Source organism: Pseudomonas syringae group sp. J254-4 (assembly GCF_032586855.1).
In the GTDB taxonomy this organism is placed as follows: Bacteria; Pseudomonadota; Gammaproteobacteria; order Pseudomonadales; family Pseudomonadaceae; genus Aquipseudomonas; species Aquipseudomonas amygdali.
Genome location: NZ_JAWHOO010000019.1, coordinates 37,759 through 54,077 on the forward strand (window position 1 = coordinate 37,759; position 16,319 = coordinate 54,077).

17 protein-coding genes are annotated in these 16,319 nt (G+C 57.8%); 7 read left to right on the forward strand and 10 right to left on the reverse strand.

Features of this window, described 5'->3' with window-relative positions; all coding sequences use genetic code 11:
- The first annotated feature begins 45 nt into the window (after window positions 1-45).
- Both cysZ and RYB09_RS20470 read left to right on the forward strand, forming a co-directional pair.
- Window positions 46-807 (forward strand): sulfate transporter CysZ, encoded by a 762-nt coding sequence (gene cysZ, locus RYB09_RS20465; protein WP_316889962.1) that lies wholly within the window; start codon window positions 46-48, stop codon window positions 805-807.
- A gap of 182 nt (window positions 808-989) precedes the next feature.
- Window positions 990-1,334, forward strand: coding sequence for a hypothetical protein (locus RYB09_RS20470; protein ID WP_004659963.1), 345 nt, complete (start codon window positions 990-992; stop codon window positions 1,332-1,334).
- A gap of 97 nt (window positions 1,335-1,431) precedes the next feature.
- Here RYB09_RS20470 and RYB09_RS20475 read toward each other — a convergent pair whose 3' ends face one another.
- The gene (locus RYB09_RS20475) at window positions 1,432-2,028 is read right to left on the reverse strand and encodes a hypothetical protein (protein ID WP_057401707.1); all 597 of its coding nucleotides are present in this window, start codon (window positions 2,026-2,028) and stop codon (window positions 1,432-1,434) included.
- Window positions 2,029-2,374: 346 nt separating this feature from the next.
- Between RYB09_RS20475 and RYB09_RS20480 the strand changes: the two genes are divergently transcribed.
- Complete coding sequence (locus RYB09_RS20480; RefSeq protein WP_058400586.1) at window positions 2,375-2,863, forward strand: hypothetical protein; 489 nt, start codon at window positions 2,375-2,377, stop codon at window positions 2,861-2,863.
- A 41-nt stretch (window positions 2,864-2,904) separates the two neighbouring features.
- On the opposite strand, the gene RYB09_RS20485 is transcribed toward RYB09_RS20480, so the two are convergent.
- A complete protein-coding gene (locus RYB09_RS20485; RefSeq protein WP_080394934.1) occupies window positions 2,905-3,327 on the reverse strand; it encodes a flagellar protein FlhE in 423 nt (140 codons plus the stop codon).
- Between the two features lie 343 nt (window positions 3,328-3,670).
- Between RYB09_RS20485 and RYB09_RS20490 the strand changes: the two genes are divergently transcribed.
- Window positions 3,671-4,891 carry a glycosyltransferase family 1 protein gene (locus tag RYB09_RS20490; RefSeq protein ID WP_316889965.1) on the forward strand — a complete coding sequence of 407 codons (1,221 nt, stop codon included), beginning with the start codon at window positions 3,671-3,673 and terminating at the stop codon, window positions 4,889-4,891.
- Here RYB09_RS20490 and RYB09_RS20495 read toward each other — a convergent pair.
- From RYB09_RS20495 to RYB09_RS20505, 3 genes are all read right to left on the reverse strand, one after another.
- Window positions 4,860-5,963 carry an NADH:flavin oxidoreductase gene (locus tag RYB09_RS20495; RefSeq protein WP_316889967.1) on the reverse strand — a complete coding sequence of 368 codons (1,104 nt, stop codon included), beginning with the start codon at window positions 5,961-5,963 and terminating at the stop codon, window positions 4,860-4,862. The genes RYB09_RS20490 and RYB09_RS20495 overlap by 32 nt on opposite strands.
- Before the next feature lie 184 nt (window positions 5,964-6,147).
- Window positions 6,148-6,636, reverse strand: coding sequence for a glutathione peroxidase (locus RYB09_RS20500; RefSeq protein ID WP_316889968.1), 489 nt, complete (start codon window positions 6,634-6,636; stop codon window positions 6,148-6,150).
- 132 nt (window positions 6,637-6,768) lie between these two features.
- The gene (locus tag RYB09_RS20505) at window positions 6,769-7,254 is read right to left on the reverse strand and encodes a peptidylprolyl isomerase (protein WP_002552205.1); all 486 of its coding nucleotides are present in this window, start codon (window positions 7,252-7,254) and stop codon (window positions 6,769-6,771) included.
- 14 nt (window positions 7,255-7,268) lie between these two features.
- On the opposite strand from RYB09_RS20505, the gene RYB09_RS20510 reads away from it, so the two are divergent.
- From RYB09_RS20510 to RYB09_RS20520, 3 genes are all read left to right on the forward strand, one after another.
- A complete protein-coding gene (locus tag RYB09_RS20510; RefSeq protein ID WP_005733216.1) occupies window positions 7,269-7,574 on the forward strand; it encodes a DUF3565 domain-containing protein in 306 nt (101 codons plus the stop codon).
- A gap of 77 nt (window positions 7,575-7,651) precedes the next feature.
- Window positions 7,652-9,742: a phosphate acetyltransferase gene (gene pta, locus RYB09_RS20515; protein ID WP_316889970.1), complete on the forward strand. Its 2,091-nt coding sequence runs from the start codon at window positions 7,652-7,654 to the stop codon at window positions 9,740-9,742.
- Between the two features lie 63 nt (window positions 9,743-9,805).
- Window positions 9,806-10,711, forward strand: coding sequence for an acyltransferase (locus tag RYB09_RS20520; RefSeq protein WP_316889972.1), 906 nt, complete (start codon window positions 9,806-9,808; stop codon window positions 10,709-10,711).
- Window positions 10,712-10,854: 143 nt separating this feature from the next.
- Here the strand turns inward: RYB09_RS20520 and RYB09_RS20525 are convergent, their stop codons facing one another.
- The 5 genes from RYB09_RS20525 to RYB09_RS20545 form a co-directional block, all read right to left on the reverse strand.
- Window positions 10,855-11,544: an OmpA family protein gene (locus tag RYB09_RS20525; RefSeq protein ID WP_005733218.1), complete on the reverse strand. Its 690-nt coding sequence runs from the start codon at window positions 11,542-11,544 to the stop codon at window positions 10,855-10,857.
- Between the two features lie 113 nt (window positions 11,545-11,657).
- Window positions 11,658-12,584, reverse strand: coding sequence for an ABC transporter permease (locus RYB09_RS20530; protein WP_316889974.1), 927 nt, complete (start codon window positions 12,582-12,584; stop codon window positions 11,658-11,660).
- Window positions 12,584-13,699: an ABC transporter permease gene (locus RYB09_RS20535; protein WP_316889976.1), complete on the reverse strand. Its 1,116-nt coding sequence runs from the start codon at window positions 13,697-13,699 to the stop codon at window positions 12,584-12,586. Before RYB09_RS20535 ends, RYB09_RS20530 begins: the two co-directional genes overlap by 1 nt.
- Complete coding sequence (locus RYB09_RS20540) at window positions 13,692-15,200, reverse strand: ABC transporter ATP-binding protein (RefSeq protein WP_316889978.1); 1,509 nt, start codon at window positions 15,198-15,200, stop codon at window positions 13,692-13,694. The genes RYB09_RS20535 and RYB09_RS20540 overlap by 8 nt, the downstream gene beginning before the upstream one ends.
- Complete coding sequence (locus RYB09_RS20545) at window positions 15,197-16,288, reverse strand: BMP family ABC transporter substrate-binding protein (RefSeq protein WP_122258142.1); 1,092 nt, start codon at window positions 16,286-16,288, stop codon at window positions 15,197-15,199. Before RYB09_RS20545 ends, RYB09_RS20540 begins: the two co-directional genes overlap by 4 nt.
- Window positions 16,289-16,319 lie beyond the last annotated feature (31 nt).

Sequence of the window (16,319 nt, forward strand, 5' to 3'; positions counted from 1 at the left end):
CACAAAGCCGGTAAGGTCACGCCTTTCAAGCACCTGGAGACTGCCATGCCCGCGCCCGCCCTTACCGGCCCGCAATACCTCAGAGAGGGACTGAACCTGGTCCTCAGTCCTGGTTTGCGATTGTTCGTCCTGCTGCCCTTGAGCATCAATGTGGTGTTGTTCTGCGGCCTGATCTATCTGGCGGTGCACCAGTTCGAGCTGTGGGTCGACACCTTCATGCCTACGCTCCCTCACTGGCTGAGCTTTCTCAGCTATATCCTCTGGCCGCTGTTCGTGGTGCTGGTCCTGCTGATGGTGTTTTTCACCTTCACCGTGGTCGCCAACATCATCGCCGCGCCGTTTAACGGGTTTCTTTCCGAAAAAGTCGAAGCCGTGGTTCGTGGCGTGGATGATTCGCCGGATTTCAGCTGGACCGAACTGGTGGCCATGGTGCCACGCACCCTGGCCCGCGAAGCCCGCAAGCTGGGCTATATGCTGCCGCGCATGCTCGGGCTGTTCATTCTGTCGTTCATCCCTGTGGCCAATATCATAGCCGCCCCGCTGTGGCTGCTGTTCGGCGTGTGGATGATGGCGATCCAGTACATTGACTACCCCGCCGACAACCACAAACTGGGCTGGAACGAAATGCTCGGCTGGCTGAAAAGCAAGCGCTGGCAAAGCCTGAGCTTCGGCGGCATTGTCTACGTCGCCTTGCTGATACCGGTGGTCAACCTGCTGATGATGCCCGCCGCAGTGGCCGGTGCGACATTGTTCTGGGTGCGCGAGCGCGGGGCGGATGCGTTGCCGGTGACGCAGGCACGGGGCTGAACCCCGAAACATTGCCGGGCCGCGCAATACGGCCCGGACTATCTGAAAAAAATCACTCGCTATATATATTTACCGCACAAGGCTCTTTCGACTGAGGCTCAATAGAGCCTCAACAAACCCGTTCATGTGAAGTCTGCTTCCATCGAACATGCGACACATGAACTTAACAAGGAAGTTAAATCATGAATACTCCAGTAAACCCTGCAGCATTTGCCGCTGAAAACGCCACAGTCGAAGAAAAGATTCGTGCGTTTCTGGTCAGTGAACTGGCCGAATGGTCGATCAATCCGGACAACGTTTACATCAACGGCGTAAACAACCCGGAAGAACGTTTGGTCATCAGTTCCAGCTCCCTGACTGCCGAGGCAGCCAACCGTGTTTTCGAGAAAGACGCTCCGTCCTACTCTACTCGCACCGCAGGCCTGTTCACCGTGGCGTATTCATATGCCGATGAACATCGCCTGGCTGCGCCGGACCTGGCCAAGGTAGGTGAAGTGATCGGCCAACTGGTCAATGACCTGGGCTGATTACTCTGATTGACTGGCTGAGTGACGACAAAGCCTGAAAGAGTGCCGAATGGATAATGGATGATCTGTTCGGCACTTCAATTGGCGTCAGTAGCATCTACGCTGCAGCAGACGCAGAGAGGTAGGTCGGTATACTCATCAACCAGATAGCACACCCGGCAAGAATCCATAGGCCATTGGCCCATGTCAATCTTGAGTTGGTACTTCCGTCTGGATCAAGCGCCGCGGCATTCATCTTCGACTGCACCAGCATTAAATTAAATGTTTGCGCAGTGGCCAGCAGAACCGCCCATACCAGCCAGCCGCCGACCGGTTTGAATTGCACATGCCCGGAGACACCTTGCGAAAGCACCATCCCCGCAATAGTCAACGCCAGCAACACCAGGCCGCTAATCGCCCAGTACGCCATGTGACCACGCCCCTGTCGCCGCAGACTTTTGTCCACAGTGCGAAATAGTGGAAAGGCGTAAATAACGGCGAAGATCACACGCGCAGCGGGCCACACCTTACTGCCTGAAAATTTCTTGTTCAGCGACCAGTTTCGATAAAACCAGTGAATCGCGAAAAAGCCCGATGTCAAAAGATACAGAATGAAGAATTTCTTTAGAGACACGACATAAAATTCCGGACCTCTACTGTCCGTTTCATCTTTTTCCAGGCTAGCTTTCGGTGGCGCATACATTAAATCTGACATTTCATATCCCTTTGAAAAGAGAGCGGATGCTATCAGACGAATCAAAACCCTGCAAAAAATATAGCTATAAAGAAGCTTCCTACAAACAAAAACCTCAAGCCTTACAACCATGACCAAACTCGTCTATCTGACAGTCGGCAAGCGGTTGCCGCTAAAGAACAAACGTTGCCAGCGTTTCAAAAAATTTCATGTAGGCCGTCTCTGTAGGCAAAAAAATTAACACCCTGCCCACTCGGCTCAAGCGTGTAGGACCAAACTAATATATCAATATTGGCATTGCGCTTGCTCTGTTGCGTCTAGACAACAGGAGCCATAGAGCAATGGAAAGTAAGAGAGGACCGTTGAAATGACCTATAGCAACTCTACGCCGTTTCTGAACGTTACACCGTTGGGAGTACGACAAAAAACAACACCACTCACCACCACATCGACACCTGGAATCTTCGCTAACGTGCTCCAAAAAACCATCCTTGAGAAAGAAGCACCTCATACAATTCTCCGAGGGGGAGAGCTCAGGCACAAGTTGATGGCACAGGCTGAAAACCACCCAAGTGAAGCAAACTTCCTTGCCACGCAATATGCTCATAACTCACTGAATGGTGAAGCGGTGGATTTATCTGATTACCCTGTAATTCGTTACTGTGCTACTGGAAAAGTCGTAACACCCGAGTCAAGCGCTTACTTTCAGAAAATAGAGGGTTGGATGCATAAAGAGAGAAGAGCCCTTTATGAAGAGGAGCACTTGAAAGGTACGCCCGCAGCTAAAATCCTTGAGAAAATATTAAACTTTAATGACTCTCTTCCTAAAGCATTTCGAGACATGGCTAATTGGTAGTATGAGCGCCCTCCCCAGTTGAGGGGAGGGCGCCTGTGAAATTACCAATCGACAGTGATTCTTCCTTGCTGCCCTGCCACCGGGACTCTTCCTGTATCTCCAATCTTCATCGTGTAATAAAACGTGCGACTTGCCAATTGATTGCCAAAGAAAGTTGTGGAGCCCGTTCGCTGGCGGGATACGTTAAGGCACACGCTGGCCCCTTGGCATAAATAGACCTCAAGGCCTTGAGGCCAGCCTGCCACGTTCCAGTTCCAACTGACATTTTTGATCGTTGCTACCGGGGGCACATGCCTGCTTACTGGCAGCGCGGCAGTGTGCATGTAGCCTTTTGAATGAATAACCGGCAAAGCGACCGATGATTGATAGTTCCCAGCCAGTGCAAGATTTGAATAGGCTAAAAGCGCCAAAGCAATTCCTGAGGCCGAACGAGTCCACTTTAACTTTTTGTCATTAAATTTCATTTTATTTTCCCAGTATAGGTACAAGCAGAAATAACTGAAAAACTCAGTCTTTCCAACTCAGAGCTCACGAACCATTAAGTTCGATAACCAGACATTACCGGGCAGACCGTCAACATCAACACTTATTGGAGCGCACTACACACCTTTGGGAAATCTTGTAAACTTTTGTAGGACGCCAATATGCTTAATCATGTTTTTTATAAAAAACACTTTACAGTTAATCCATTTACCTATTGGCTATTACGCGCAATTTCACGCCCGCTAACCTATCTCCCAGCGTCCTATCACCAATCCATCACACAACCGCCACATAACCGAAATGTAACCAGCCGAAACTGCTCCCATGAGCCAAATTCTTAATGTCACCCTGATTACTGAAACCTTCACTCCCGAGATCAACGGCGTTGCCAATACCCTGGGGCGTCTTTGTGAAGGGTTGCGGTTGCGCGGGCACCGGGTCGAGCTGGTCCGGCCGCGCCAGAATGACGAGACCAACGCAGGTGCCGCAGAAGACCTGTTGCTGTGCCGGGGCTGGCCGATACCGGGCTATCCAGGGTTGCAATGGGGTCAGTCTTCTATGCACAAGCTGCTGCGTCGCTGGCAGCGGCGTCGACCGGATGTGTTGTACATCGCCACTGAAGGCCCGCTGGGTTTGTCAGCGCTACGGGCAGCGCGGCGCCTGGGAATAGCGGTGATCAGCGGCTTTCACACCAACTTTCCACAGTACACGCAGCAATACGGCATGGGTTTTATCACTCGGCTGCTGACCCACTACCTACGCTGGTTCCACAACCGCTCGCGTATGACGCTGGTGCCGAGCATCAGCCAGAAGGTGGAACTGGAGCGGCGCGGCTTTGAAAGAATCGAGTTGTTGTCTCGCGGCGTGGACAGCCAGATGTTCAACCCGTCCAGGCGTTCGCAGGCTCTGCGCGAAAGCTGGGGCCTGCAAGCGGGTGATATCGGCGTCATACACGTCGGCCGCCTGGCACCCGAGAAAAACCTGGGCCTGCTCAAAGCCAGCTTCGAAACGCTCAAGGACAGTTACCCGCAACGTAATATCAAACTGATTGTTGTCGGCGAAGGGCCTCAGCGCCAGCAGCTTGAGCAGCAGATCCCGGATGCGATCTTCTGCGGCACTCAACGCGGTGAAGTGCTGGCCATGCACTATGCCTCGGCAGATATGTTTCTGTTCCCCAGCCTGACCGAAACGTTCGGCAACGTGGTCCTTGAAGCGCTGGCCTCAGGGCTGGGTGTGGTTGCTTACGACGAAGCCGCTGCCGGGCAGCATATTCGTCATGGCCACAATGGGGCCTTGGCCATGCCGGGTGACGAGGCGGCGTTCATCGACGCAGCACGCTGGTTGCTGGAAGACAGCGAAACGTTGCGCCGGGTGCGCCTCAATGCCCGTCAACACGCCAGTCGCCAGGGCTGGACGGCGATCATCGATCAGTTCGAACGACAATTGCGTGAGGCCTGCCCGGGCGAAAAACCTGTAAATGCCAAAGAGACCAGGCAGGTGGCTACCAAGAAGATCAGACCAGTGTCGTCAGTGCCTCTCGACTGAATGGCAGGATGTCATGCTCGCGCCCCTCACGCACTTTCAATGCCCAGTCCGGGTCGACCAGCAAGGCACGTCCCACCGCAACCAGATCAAACTCGTCGTTGCCCAGCCGCTTCAGCAGATTTTCCAGGCTGGCCGGCTGTGCGACCTTATCGGTGTTGACCATGAACTGCAGAAACTCACCGTCCAGCCCGACACTGCCGACGGTAATGGTCGGTTTGCCGGTCAGTTTGCGCGTCCAGCCTGCGAGGTTCAGGTCAGAGCCTTCAAACTCGGGTTCCCAGAAACGACGCGTAGAGCAATGGAAGATATCCACTCCGGCGTCAGCCAGCGGTTGCAGGAATTCGCCCAGCGCTTCGGGCGTCTGCACCAGACGTGCGGTGTAATCCTGCTGTTTCCATTGTGAGAAACGGAAGATGATCGGGTAGTCCGCACCAACCGCGACGCGCACCGCCTTGATCAGCTCGATGGCAAATCGCGAACGGTTGGCCAGGCTGCCACCGTACTCGTCACTGCGCTGATTGCTGCCCTCCCAGAAGAACTGATCAATCAGATAACCGTGGGCCCCATGAATTTCGACACCGTCCATGCCAATCGCCTTGGCATCGACAGCGGCCTGAGCAAAAGCGGCCACAACATCATCAATGTCCTGTTTGCTCATGCCATGCACCAGCACTTGACCGTCCTTGACCTTCTCCATCGGCCCGTAGGCAGGCACGCTACCGTCCGGCTCGGTACCGGGACGACGAACCGCACCTACGTGCCAGAGTTGCGGGACGATCTTGCCACCCTCTGCGTGCACCGCCTCAACAACCTTGCGCCAGCCCGCCAGTGGCGCATCACCAAAAAACTGCGGAACGTTCGGGTAGCCGTTGGAAGCCTTGTGGTTGACCGTCGTTCCTTCGGTGACAATCAGCCCGACCCCTGCCGCCGCGCGACGCCGGTAGTACTCGATAACCTTTGAGTTGGGCACATGCCCCGGCGAGAACGAACGGGTCATGGGTGCCATCACCACCCGCGACGACAATTCCAGGCTGCCCAGACGGAAAGGCGTGAACAAGGCTTCTACCGACATGTGAAACTCCGGAAAAATGGTCGATTGCACTACGGCGACAAGCGCCGGATGAGAGGCGCAGAATATCGCCGGGCATCAGCGCTGGCCCAGTACTATTGATTTGGCTGATTTGAGTGCAAAAGCCGCCAAGGCGCAAGACAGCCGGGCGAGCACACGCTAACCCGGTGCTACCCCGGCGATGTGATCAGCTTTGTGCCAGGGCCTTTTCAATGGCCTGAATCACTGCAGGATCATCCGGTGTTGTACGCGGAGAGAAACGCGCGCTCACGCCACCGTTCTTGCCGACCAGAAACTTTTCGAAATTCCAGGTGATATCCCCGGGAAACTCGGCGCCTTCGCCAGCCAGCAGGCGATAAAGCGAATGCCGGTCAGGCCCGTTGACGTCGAGTTTTTCACCCAGCGTAAAGGTCACGCCGTAATTGAGTTCGCAAAATTCGGCGATCTCTTTTTCGCTGCCCGGCTCCTGCCCGGCAAACTGGTTGCACGGCAGCCCGAGGATCTCCAGGCCCTTGTCCTTGTATTGCTGATAGAGGTTTTCAAGTGCTGCGTATTGCGGTGTCAGCCCGCATTTGGACGCGACGTTGACCACCAGAACCACTTTATTCTTGAAACCCGCCATCGGCAGTTCCTGACCACCCAGCGCTTTCAATTTGATGTCGTGAAAAGCACTCATGAGAACCCCTTTTGAAACAAGTAACCCAAAGCCACAACCTGAAAAAAGGCACCGTGACCGCACGCGTAACGAAAGTCGTCATCGCAGAACAGCCAGGGCGCCTTTTCAGTGACCTGAGCTTAGCAGCACAAATCAGTGTTGATGACCGCCTTCACCGTGAACATGGCCGTGAGCCATTTCTTCTTCACTGGCATCGCGGATAGCCACAACCTTTACGTCGAAGTTCAGGCGCTGGCCAGCGAGCGGGTGGTTGCCGTCAACAGTGACGTCATCGCCGTCCAGATCGCGGATGGTCACGATCTGCATGCCGCCGTCAGGGCCGGATGCGTGGAACTGCATGCCGACTTCGAGTTTGTCGACACCTTCGAACATGCTGGCACTCAGGGTGCTGACCAGTTCGGCGGAGTATTCACCATAGGCATCTTCCGGCTCGACGGCTACCTTCAGCTCGTCACCGACGTCCTTGCCTTCCAGTGCCTTTTCCAGGCCCGGGATGATGTTGCCTGCACCTTGCAGGTAAACCAGCGGCGCACCACCGGCAGAGCTGTCGATGACCTCACCAGCGTCGTTGGTCAGGGTATAGTCAATGGAGACAGCCTTATTGGCGGCGATCGGCATGGGGACAAGACCTTTTGCTTAAGATTGAAGAACGAGCAAGTTTAACCAAGCAATCGCCCGAAAGCGAACGCAACTCTGACAAACGGCCCAGAATGGAAGGTTCAACTGTTATCAACTTGCAACAGGATCAAGAAGGGCACTGGATTGCCGTGCTGTCCTGCGGCCACACTCAGCACCTGCGCCATCAGCCACCATGGCAGTCGCGAGCCTGGGTTCTTGACCCGATAAAACGCCAACAGATGACAGGTCAGGCCTTTCGCTGCGGCTGGTGTGCTAATGCCGCAGATAACGATAGTCTTGCCGCAGAGAAATCGCGTTAGACGGTTTCCGGACTTTTTTGGTCAGCAGCTGTTCCCTATGTGCTGCGACCCTTGCACTGCTCAATCGAGAAGCCAGTATGCAGACTTTTTTTATCGCCCCCACTGACTTTGGCGTGGGGTTGACCTCTATCAGCCTGGGCATGGTGCGCACACTGGAGCGCGCAGGCTTGAAAGTAGGTTTTTTCAAACCGATTGCCCAGCCGCACCCCGGCGATCTGGGCCCCGAACGCTCGACCGAACTGATGGCCCGCACCCACGGCCTGAAACCGCCCAAGCCTCTGGGGCTGGCGCATGTCGAGCGCATGCTCGGCGATGGTCAGCTGGATGAACTGCTCGAAGAGATCATCAATCTTTATCAGCAGGCAGCGGTCGGCAAGGACGTGCTGGTGGTCGAAGGCATGGTCCCGACCCGCAGCGCGAGCTATGCCGCGCGGGTCAATCTGCATCTGGCCAAGAGCCTGGATGCTGACGTCATTCTGGTCTCTGCCCCGGAAAACGAAGTGCTTGCCGAGCTGTCGGGCAGGGTCGAATTGCAGGCCCAGCTGTTTGGTGGCCCCAAGGACCCGAAGGTGCTGGGCGTCATACTCAACAAGGTGCGCACCGAAGAGAGCATGGAAGTCTTCGCCTCACGCCTGAAAGAGCACTCTCCACTGCTGCGCAGTGGCGATTTCCGACTGCTGGGCTGCATCCCCTATCGCGCTGAACTGAATGCGCCGCGGACTCGTGATGTGGCCGAATTGCTGGGCGCGCAGGTGCTCAACGCAGGCGATTATGATCAGCGGCGCATGTCCAGAATCATTATCTGTGCTCGAACGGTGCTCAATACCGTTCCGCTGCTCAAGCCGGGCGTGCTGGTAGTAACGCCGGGCGACCGTGACGACATCATTCTGGCGGTGAGCCTCGCGGCAATAAATGGCGTGCCGCTGGCGGGCCTGCTGCTGACCAGCGATACGGTGCCCGACCCGCGCATCATGGAACTGTGCCGAGGTGCATTCCAGGCCGGTCTGCCTGTGCTGTCGGTCAGCAGCGGTTCCTATGACACGGCAAACCGGCTCAATCAGTTGAACAAGGAAATTCCCATCGATGACCGCGAGCGCGCGGAAAACATCACCGATTTCGTGGCCAGCCATCTGGACGCAAGCTGGCTGCACCAGCGCTGCGGCACCCCCCGCGAGCTGCGCCTGTCGCCTGCCGTGTTTCGCTATCAACTGATCCAGCGAGCGCAGGCAGCCAACAAGCGTATTGTCCTGCCCGAAGGCAACGAACCGCTGACCATTCAGGCGGCGGCCATCTGCCAGGCGCGCGGTATCGCCCGCTGTGTGTTACTGGCCAGACCCGAGGAAGTGCAGGCCGTGGCTCAGGCACACGGTATCGAGCTGCCACCGGGGCTGGAGATTCTTGACCCGGAGCTGATTCGCGAGCGCTATATTGCGCCGATGGTGGAACTGCGCAAAAACAAAAGCCTGAACGCGCCCATGGCCGAGCAGCAGCTCGAAGACCCGGTGGTAATCGGCACCGTAATGCTGGCGCTGGACGAGGTCGACGGGCTGGTATCGGGCGTCATTCACTCCACCGCCAACACCATCCGGCCAGCCCTACAACTGATCAAGACCGCGCCAGGCTGCACGCTGGTGTCTTCAGTGTTCTTCATGCTGTTCCCCGAGCAGGTGCTGATGTACGGCGACTGCATCATGAACCCGCACCCGAGTGCCAGCGAGCTGTCCGAGATCGCCTTGCAAAGCGCCGACTCAGCCACTGCGTTTGGCATTTCGCCACGGGTAGCGATGATCAGCTATTCCAGCGGCAACTCGGCCAGCGGCGAAGAAGTCGAGAAGGTCCGCGAAGCAACGCAACTGGCACGGGAAACCCGGCGCGATCTATTGATCGACGGGCCGCTGCAGTATGATGCGGCCGCCAACGAACATGTCGCCCGACAGCTGGCTCCGGACAGCCCGGTGGCAGGACGTGCCAACGTGTTCGTGTTCCCGGACCTCAATACTGGCAATACCACGTACAAGGCGGTGCAACGCAGTGCCGACTGCGTAAGCCTTGGCCCGATGCTGCAAGGCCTGCGCAAGCCAGTGAACGACCTGCCACGTGGCGCACAGGTGGATGACATCGTCTATACCATCGCACTGACGGCGATACAGGCCGACACGCTGTCCTGATGCCTACTCATGATGCCGCAGCCCCATCTGCGGCTTCCGATAACTTGCGGAGCCATCACCTTCATGGATTTCCTGCCTGCCCCGTTACGCGGCGTCATTGCCTCGCTGTTATTGGCGCTGAACACCATCGTCTGTTGCACGGTGTTGTTCGCGGTCACGATCTTCAAGATCTGCCTGCCCTTCTCTGCGGCACAGCGCTTTACCGACTGGCTGATGAGCCACATCCATGAAACCTGGATCGGCAACAACAATGCCTGGATCAAGCTGCTGTGCCACACCCGCTGGCACCTGAGCGGACTGGAAGGGCTGGATTACAAACACTCGTATCTGGTCACCAGCAATCACCAGAGCTGGGTCGACATCATGGTCTTGCAATACGTGCTCAACCGGCGCATTCGCCCGTTGAAATTCTTCCTCAAGCAGGAGTTGATCTGGGTCCCGGTTATCGGTCTGGCGTGGTGGGCGTTGGGTTTTCCGTTCATGAAGCGTTACTCCAAGGCTTACCTTGCGAAACACCCGGAAAAGAAAGGCAAGGACCTGGAAACCACCCGCCGCACCTGCGCGAAGTTTCGTCACAACCCGGTGGGGATTTTCAACTTCGCAGAAGGCACGCGCTTTACCGCTGGCAAACACGCGCAGCAGAACTCGCCGTTCCGCCATCTGCTTAAACCCAAGGCTGGCGGCATCGCTTTCGTGCTCGACGCAATGGGCGAACAGCTGGAGTCGATCATCAACGTGACCATCCACTATCCGGGCGAGCAACCTGGCTATTGGGACCTGCTGTGCGGCAACGTCAAGGAAGTGGTTGCCCACTTCGAAGAGATCAAGATTCCGCAGCAGTTTCTCGGCAGGAACTACGACCAGGACGGCGAGTACCGCCTGGAATTCCAGCAGTGGATCAATGCGCTATGGGAAGAAAAAGACCGGCTGCTGGACCGGCTGCATGAGCAGTATCCAGCGCAGCATTGATAGTGACTTGTGGGAGCGAGCTTGCTCGCGAAGAGGCCATCAAGGCCGCCGCAAACCTAGCGTTTGAGCCATCGCCTTCGCGAGCAAGCTCGCTCCCACTTTGCCCCGCATTCAACCAGTCCGCGACGCGACGGTGTTGTTGATCAGTACTGCTGACCCGGAATCGGCTTGAGGTTGACCTCTACGCGGCGGTTCTGGGCGCGGCCGTTGACGTCGGCGTTGCTGGCAATCGGTTGGTCGGGGCCCGCGCCTCGCACGGAGAGGTGCGATTGATCAACGCCCTGCGAAGTCAGGTACGTCGCAACGCTTTGTGCGCGCTGTTGCGACAGGTCCATGTTGTGCTGACGGCTGCCGGTGCTGTCGGTATAGCCGACGATTTCAATGTTGTTCTGGTTGAACTGCTTAAGCGAATTCGCCAGGTTGTTCAGCGGCGAATAGAAGCTGCTGGCGATAGCCGAAGAGTCCGTTGCGAAGGTGATGTTACCCGGCATGATCAGTTTGATCTGGTCACCCTGACGCTGCACCTCGACGCCAGTATTGGCCATGCTCGCGCGCAATGCTGCTTCCTGCTTGTCTGCGTAATAGCCATACCCCGCCGATGCAGCGCCCGCAACAGCAGCGCCAATCAATGCGCCCTTGCCACGATGATTGTGGTCGATGGCGGCACCAGCTACTGCACCGGCCAATGCGCCGAGTCCGCCGTACTTGGCTGTTTTGCTCATGCCACCGGAGCTTTGCGCCTGGCCTTGATTGTCATAGGGATTGGATGTTGCACAGCCCGACAGCATGGCTACGGCGGTGGCAACAATGATCAAACGACGCGAGGTAAACATTCAGGAGCTCCTGGTTTTGACGAACGCTGGTAACCGGATTAGAGCATGCCGGCTGTCAAAAATTCCTTAACCCGTGCTGAACCGCCCGTATTACGGCGCTTGAAGTGTTTTGCTCAGCGTCGTTCCTCACGAATATAAGGCTCGCCCAACGCACCCGGCTGACTGCTGGATTGACGCTTGCCGCTTGCCACCCAGACCATCACCAACAACGTGACCGCATAGGGCGTCATCAGTACGAAATACTGAGGCAGGCGCACCCCCGTGGCCGCCAATTGCGGAATCAGCGCTTCGATACCACCGAATAGCAAGGCACCGGCCAGCGCACGCCAGGGTGACCAGCGCGCGAAGATAACCAGCGAAACCGCAATCCAGCCACGTCCGCCTGTCATGTCCGCGATCCACATCTTGGTACTGAGTACGGCAATGAAGCCGCCCGCTAGGCCCATCAATGCAGAACCGGCGACAATCGCCGCCAGACGGTAACCCAACACGGAAATGCCTGCGGCATCGGCAGCCTGGGGGTTCTCGCCAACTGCCCGCAAACGCAGCCCGGTTCGGGTGCGGTCAAGCAGCCAGACCACCGCAATGAAAATCACCATGGTCAAATACACCAGCGGGTTCTGGACAAACACACGGCCCACCACCGGTAGCTCGGACAACGGCCACAGTTCCACCGCTTGCAAGCCGCTGACCGGACGATTGGTCCAGCCAAGCAGCGTGCCCAGTAGCCCGGTCAAGCCCTGGCAGAAGAACACCAGCGCCAGCCCGGCAATCACCTGATTGATCCGCAGCACCAGTACCATCAGCGCAAACAGCAAAGACACCAGACCTGCCGCCACCATCGACGCCAGCAACGAAAGGCCAGGCGAGCCCAGGCTCAATTGCATGCCGATGCCCGCCAATGCGCCGACCAGCATCAGCCCCTCGACACCCAGCGCCAATACGCCACTGCGCTCGATGAGGATCAGGCCCAGCGCGGCCAAGGCGAACGGCACGGCAAAATCCGGTGCGCTGCCCAGCCAGTGGGAAATAAGCTCCATCAACGTTCTCCTGCCTGAATGCGCCGCAGGCGATGGCGGATGAAAAAGTCCGACGACGCGACGCAGATCACCAGGATTGCCTGGATCAGTTGCACCATCGAAAACGGAATCTGATAGAACACCTGCAGGTTGCGCCCGGCCACGAACAGCATGGCGATCAGCAGCGCGACCACGGTGGCGGCCACCGGGTTATTGCGGGCCAGAAAGGCGATGAGAATCCCGGAAAACCCGTAGCCCTGATAGAACGACTGGGTAAGGCGCCCTTCCTGCCCGGACGTCACAACGAAACCTGCGAGCCCCGCCAGTGCACCTGAAAGCAGCACAGTGCCAATGATCATCTTGCGCACCGGCACTCCCACAGCCCCGGCGACCTTCGGGTTGGCATCGACGAAGCGCAGGTACAGCCCGGCCCGCGAGACGCCGACAAACCACAGGGTCAGGCCGGTGACCAATAGCGCCAAGGGGATCGCCGCGTTATACCCCGCAAGCAGATCAGGCAAACGCTCAAAGCTCTGAAACGCAGGTGAGTAGGGAAAGTTGTCTCGCGGGTCTTTCCAACTGCCGTAAACCAGATGCAGGAGGAAATTGGCGGCAATGTAATTGAGCATCAGGGTCGAGATGATCTCGTTGACCTGCCACTTGAGCTTCAACAGCACCGGCCCCAGGCTCCACAGCAACCCGCAGATCACAGCCGCCGCCATCATCAGCGGCAGGCGCAGAACTTCCGGCCCCACCTGGAACAGCGAAATCGCCGTGGCGCCAATCGCTCCCCAGATCATCTGGCCTTCCAGCCCCAGGTTCCAGAAGCGCGCGCGAAACGCCATGCACCCGGCCAGGCCGACCATAATCATCGGCGATGCCTGAAACAGCACAGCCTTGAAGTTCTGGGCATCGAACACCGTCTGCACGACGAATTCGTTGAGCAACTCGTCAGCAGGCACCCCGGCAAGAATCAGGATCGTGGTACAGATCGCCAGGCCGACCAGCAACGCCACGGCTATGATCAGCGCCTGCAAGGGCCAGCCGGTCTGCTGACGAAGTTCCAGCGTGTAGCGGCGCGACAGCAACGGTTGGCGTGCCGGAGCAGTCTGTTGCAATGCAGTTGTGTCACTCATGGCTCACCATCGCTTTGCCGATGGCCTGACGATCAGCGGGGTAATCGAACTCGGCGACAATACGCCCGCCGTTCATTACGCCGATACGGTCAGCCAGGCTCAATACTTCGTCCAGGTCTTCGCTGATCACCAGCACCGCAGCGCCTGCGTCGCGTGCTGCGCGCAGACGGGCATGCACTGCCTGTGTGGCACGCACGTCCAGGCCACGGCTCGGGCTATGCACCAGCACCAATTGCGGGTCGCGGCTGAATTCACGGGCGATCACCAGTTTCTGTGCGTTACCGCCCGACAGCAGTGCAGCTTTCTGATCGAGAGAGCGCACGCCCTGCACATCGAAGTCCGCCACCGCGCGTTGCGCGTCCTGTTTCAGGCGCTTGTAGCCCAGACGCCAGAAAGAACCGTATTGCCCGCTATGGATGTTGCCGATGCCGAAGTTCTCGGCCACCGACAGCGACCCGGCCAGCGCCGCGCCGTAGCGGTCCGCCGGGATGGAAGCGATGCGCAGTTGCCGACGCTGATCAGCCGACGCACTGCGCAGGTCGCCGAAAGAGGTCATGTGGATTTCACCCTCAGTGGCTTGCGGCAGCCCCATCAATGCGTTGGCCAGTTCGGCTTGACCATTGCCGCCAACGCCTGCAATACCGTAGATCTGCCCGGCGTGCAGGGTCATGTTCACGCCGTTGAGTGCGCCGCCGACACTGCGCAAATCGCGTACCTGTAAACGAACCTCACCAGGCGTTGCGCAATGATGTTCTGCGACCGGCACCGACTCACCCACGGTCAGTTGCACCAGTTGCTCGACACTCACCTTCTGCGGGTCAAGGGTTTGCACGGTGCGCCCGCCACGCATCACGGTCACCCGGTCGGCATAGCGTTTGACGTCGGCCATCTTGTGCGTCACCAGAATCACCGCAGCGCCCTGCCGCGCAAAGGCCTGAACGGTCAGCAGCAAACGTTCGGCCTCCTGATCGGTCAGGACCGCGGTCGGCTCATCAAGGATCAGAATGCGCGCACCGGCCAGCAGCACCTTGAGAATCTCGACGCGCTGCTGCTCGGCAACCGACAGGCTGTCGACGGTCCGGGCCGGGTCAATCGCAAACCCCAACTCGTCCGCCTTGCTGACAATCTCTTGCTCCAGCGCACGCAGACGCTTGCGATAGCTGCCTTCACCCGGTTGCTCGGGCAGTGCCAACAGAATGTTCTGCGCCACCGTAAAGGGCTTCACCAGCTTGAAGTGCTGGTGAACCATGCCAATCCGGTAACGGCTGGCGTCCCTGGGCCCCTGAAGCTGAACCGGGTTGTCGTCCAGCAGCAGCGTGCCGGTTTCCGGTGCGTACAGCCCGGCTGCAATGTTCATCAGCGATGACTTGCCTGCACCGTTCTCGCCCAGCAACGCATGCACTTCGCCCCAACAGGCGGTGAAGTCGGCATCGATCAGCGCCTTGAAGCCATCGAACGATTTACTGATGCCAGTGAGTTGCAGCGCGTTGACCTGACTCATTGCTGAGTCTTCACGCCTTCGACAAACCAGTCCATTTTCCACAGATCCGGGTCAGACAATTGCTGACCGGCCGCAACACGCTCCTTGCCGTCACGGTCCGCCAGCGGTCCGCTGTAGATGATTTTCCTGCCTGCCAGCAGTTCGTCACGCTCGGCCATGATCTTCTTGCGATTGTCTTCCGAAATGATCGGGTCTTTGCTCAGCGTGATATCGGTGCCGCCCTGCTGCATCGACAGCAGTGCACCGTTGGCGGGCGGGGTCCAGTTGCCCGCGATGACCTTTTTGAGCTCTGGCCCCAGGAAGCGGTCCCAGACCCACAACGAAGAACAGACGGTTGCCTTGGGGGCAAACTCGCTCAGATCCCGATGGTGGCCGGTGCCATGAATGCCGCGCTCCTGAGCGACGATCTGCGGTGTCGGGCTGTCGACGTGCTGGCCGACCACATCGACGCCGTTGTCGATCAATGCCATGGTTGCCGCGCGCTCCTTGACCGGGTCATTCCAGGCGCCGGTATAAACCACAGTGACGGTGGCTTTCGGATTGATCTGCTGGGCGCCCAGCTCATAGGCGTTGATGGTCCAGTTGACCTGGCCGAACGGGTTGGCGGCGACGAAGCCCAGCTTGCCGGTTTTCGACGCAGCACCAGCGGCCATGCCGCACAGGTACTGGCTCTCGTAGGTACGGCCATAAAACGATTCGAGGTTCGCCGCGTTGGTGGTGCCCGAGCCGTTAAGAAACGCGACATCAGGGTATTTTTTGGCCAGCGCAAGGAAGGTGTCGGAATAGCCGAATGCAGTGCCGACGATGATGTTGGCACCGCGTGCGATGAGTCGGTCGACCACGGGGGTAATGGCTGCGGCGTTCTCGGGCACGCTTTCAACGAACTGGATTTTTGTGTCCAGATCCTTCTCAAGCTTCACGCGCGCCTCATCGAATGCCTGAGTCCAGCCGCCGTCATTGCGCGGGCTGATGTAGACCATGGCGATTTTCGCGGGTCCCTTCAGGGTCAAGCCCTCGGCCTGAGCGAAGCCGGCGGCCCCGAACGCTACAGCCGCACACAATGTCCCGGGCAACAGTTTCTTGTACATAGACGTTTTCCTGAGGGTAATGGCCAATGAG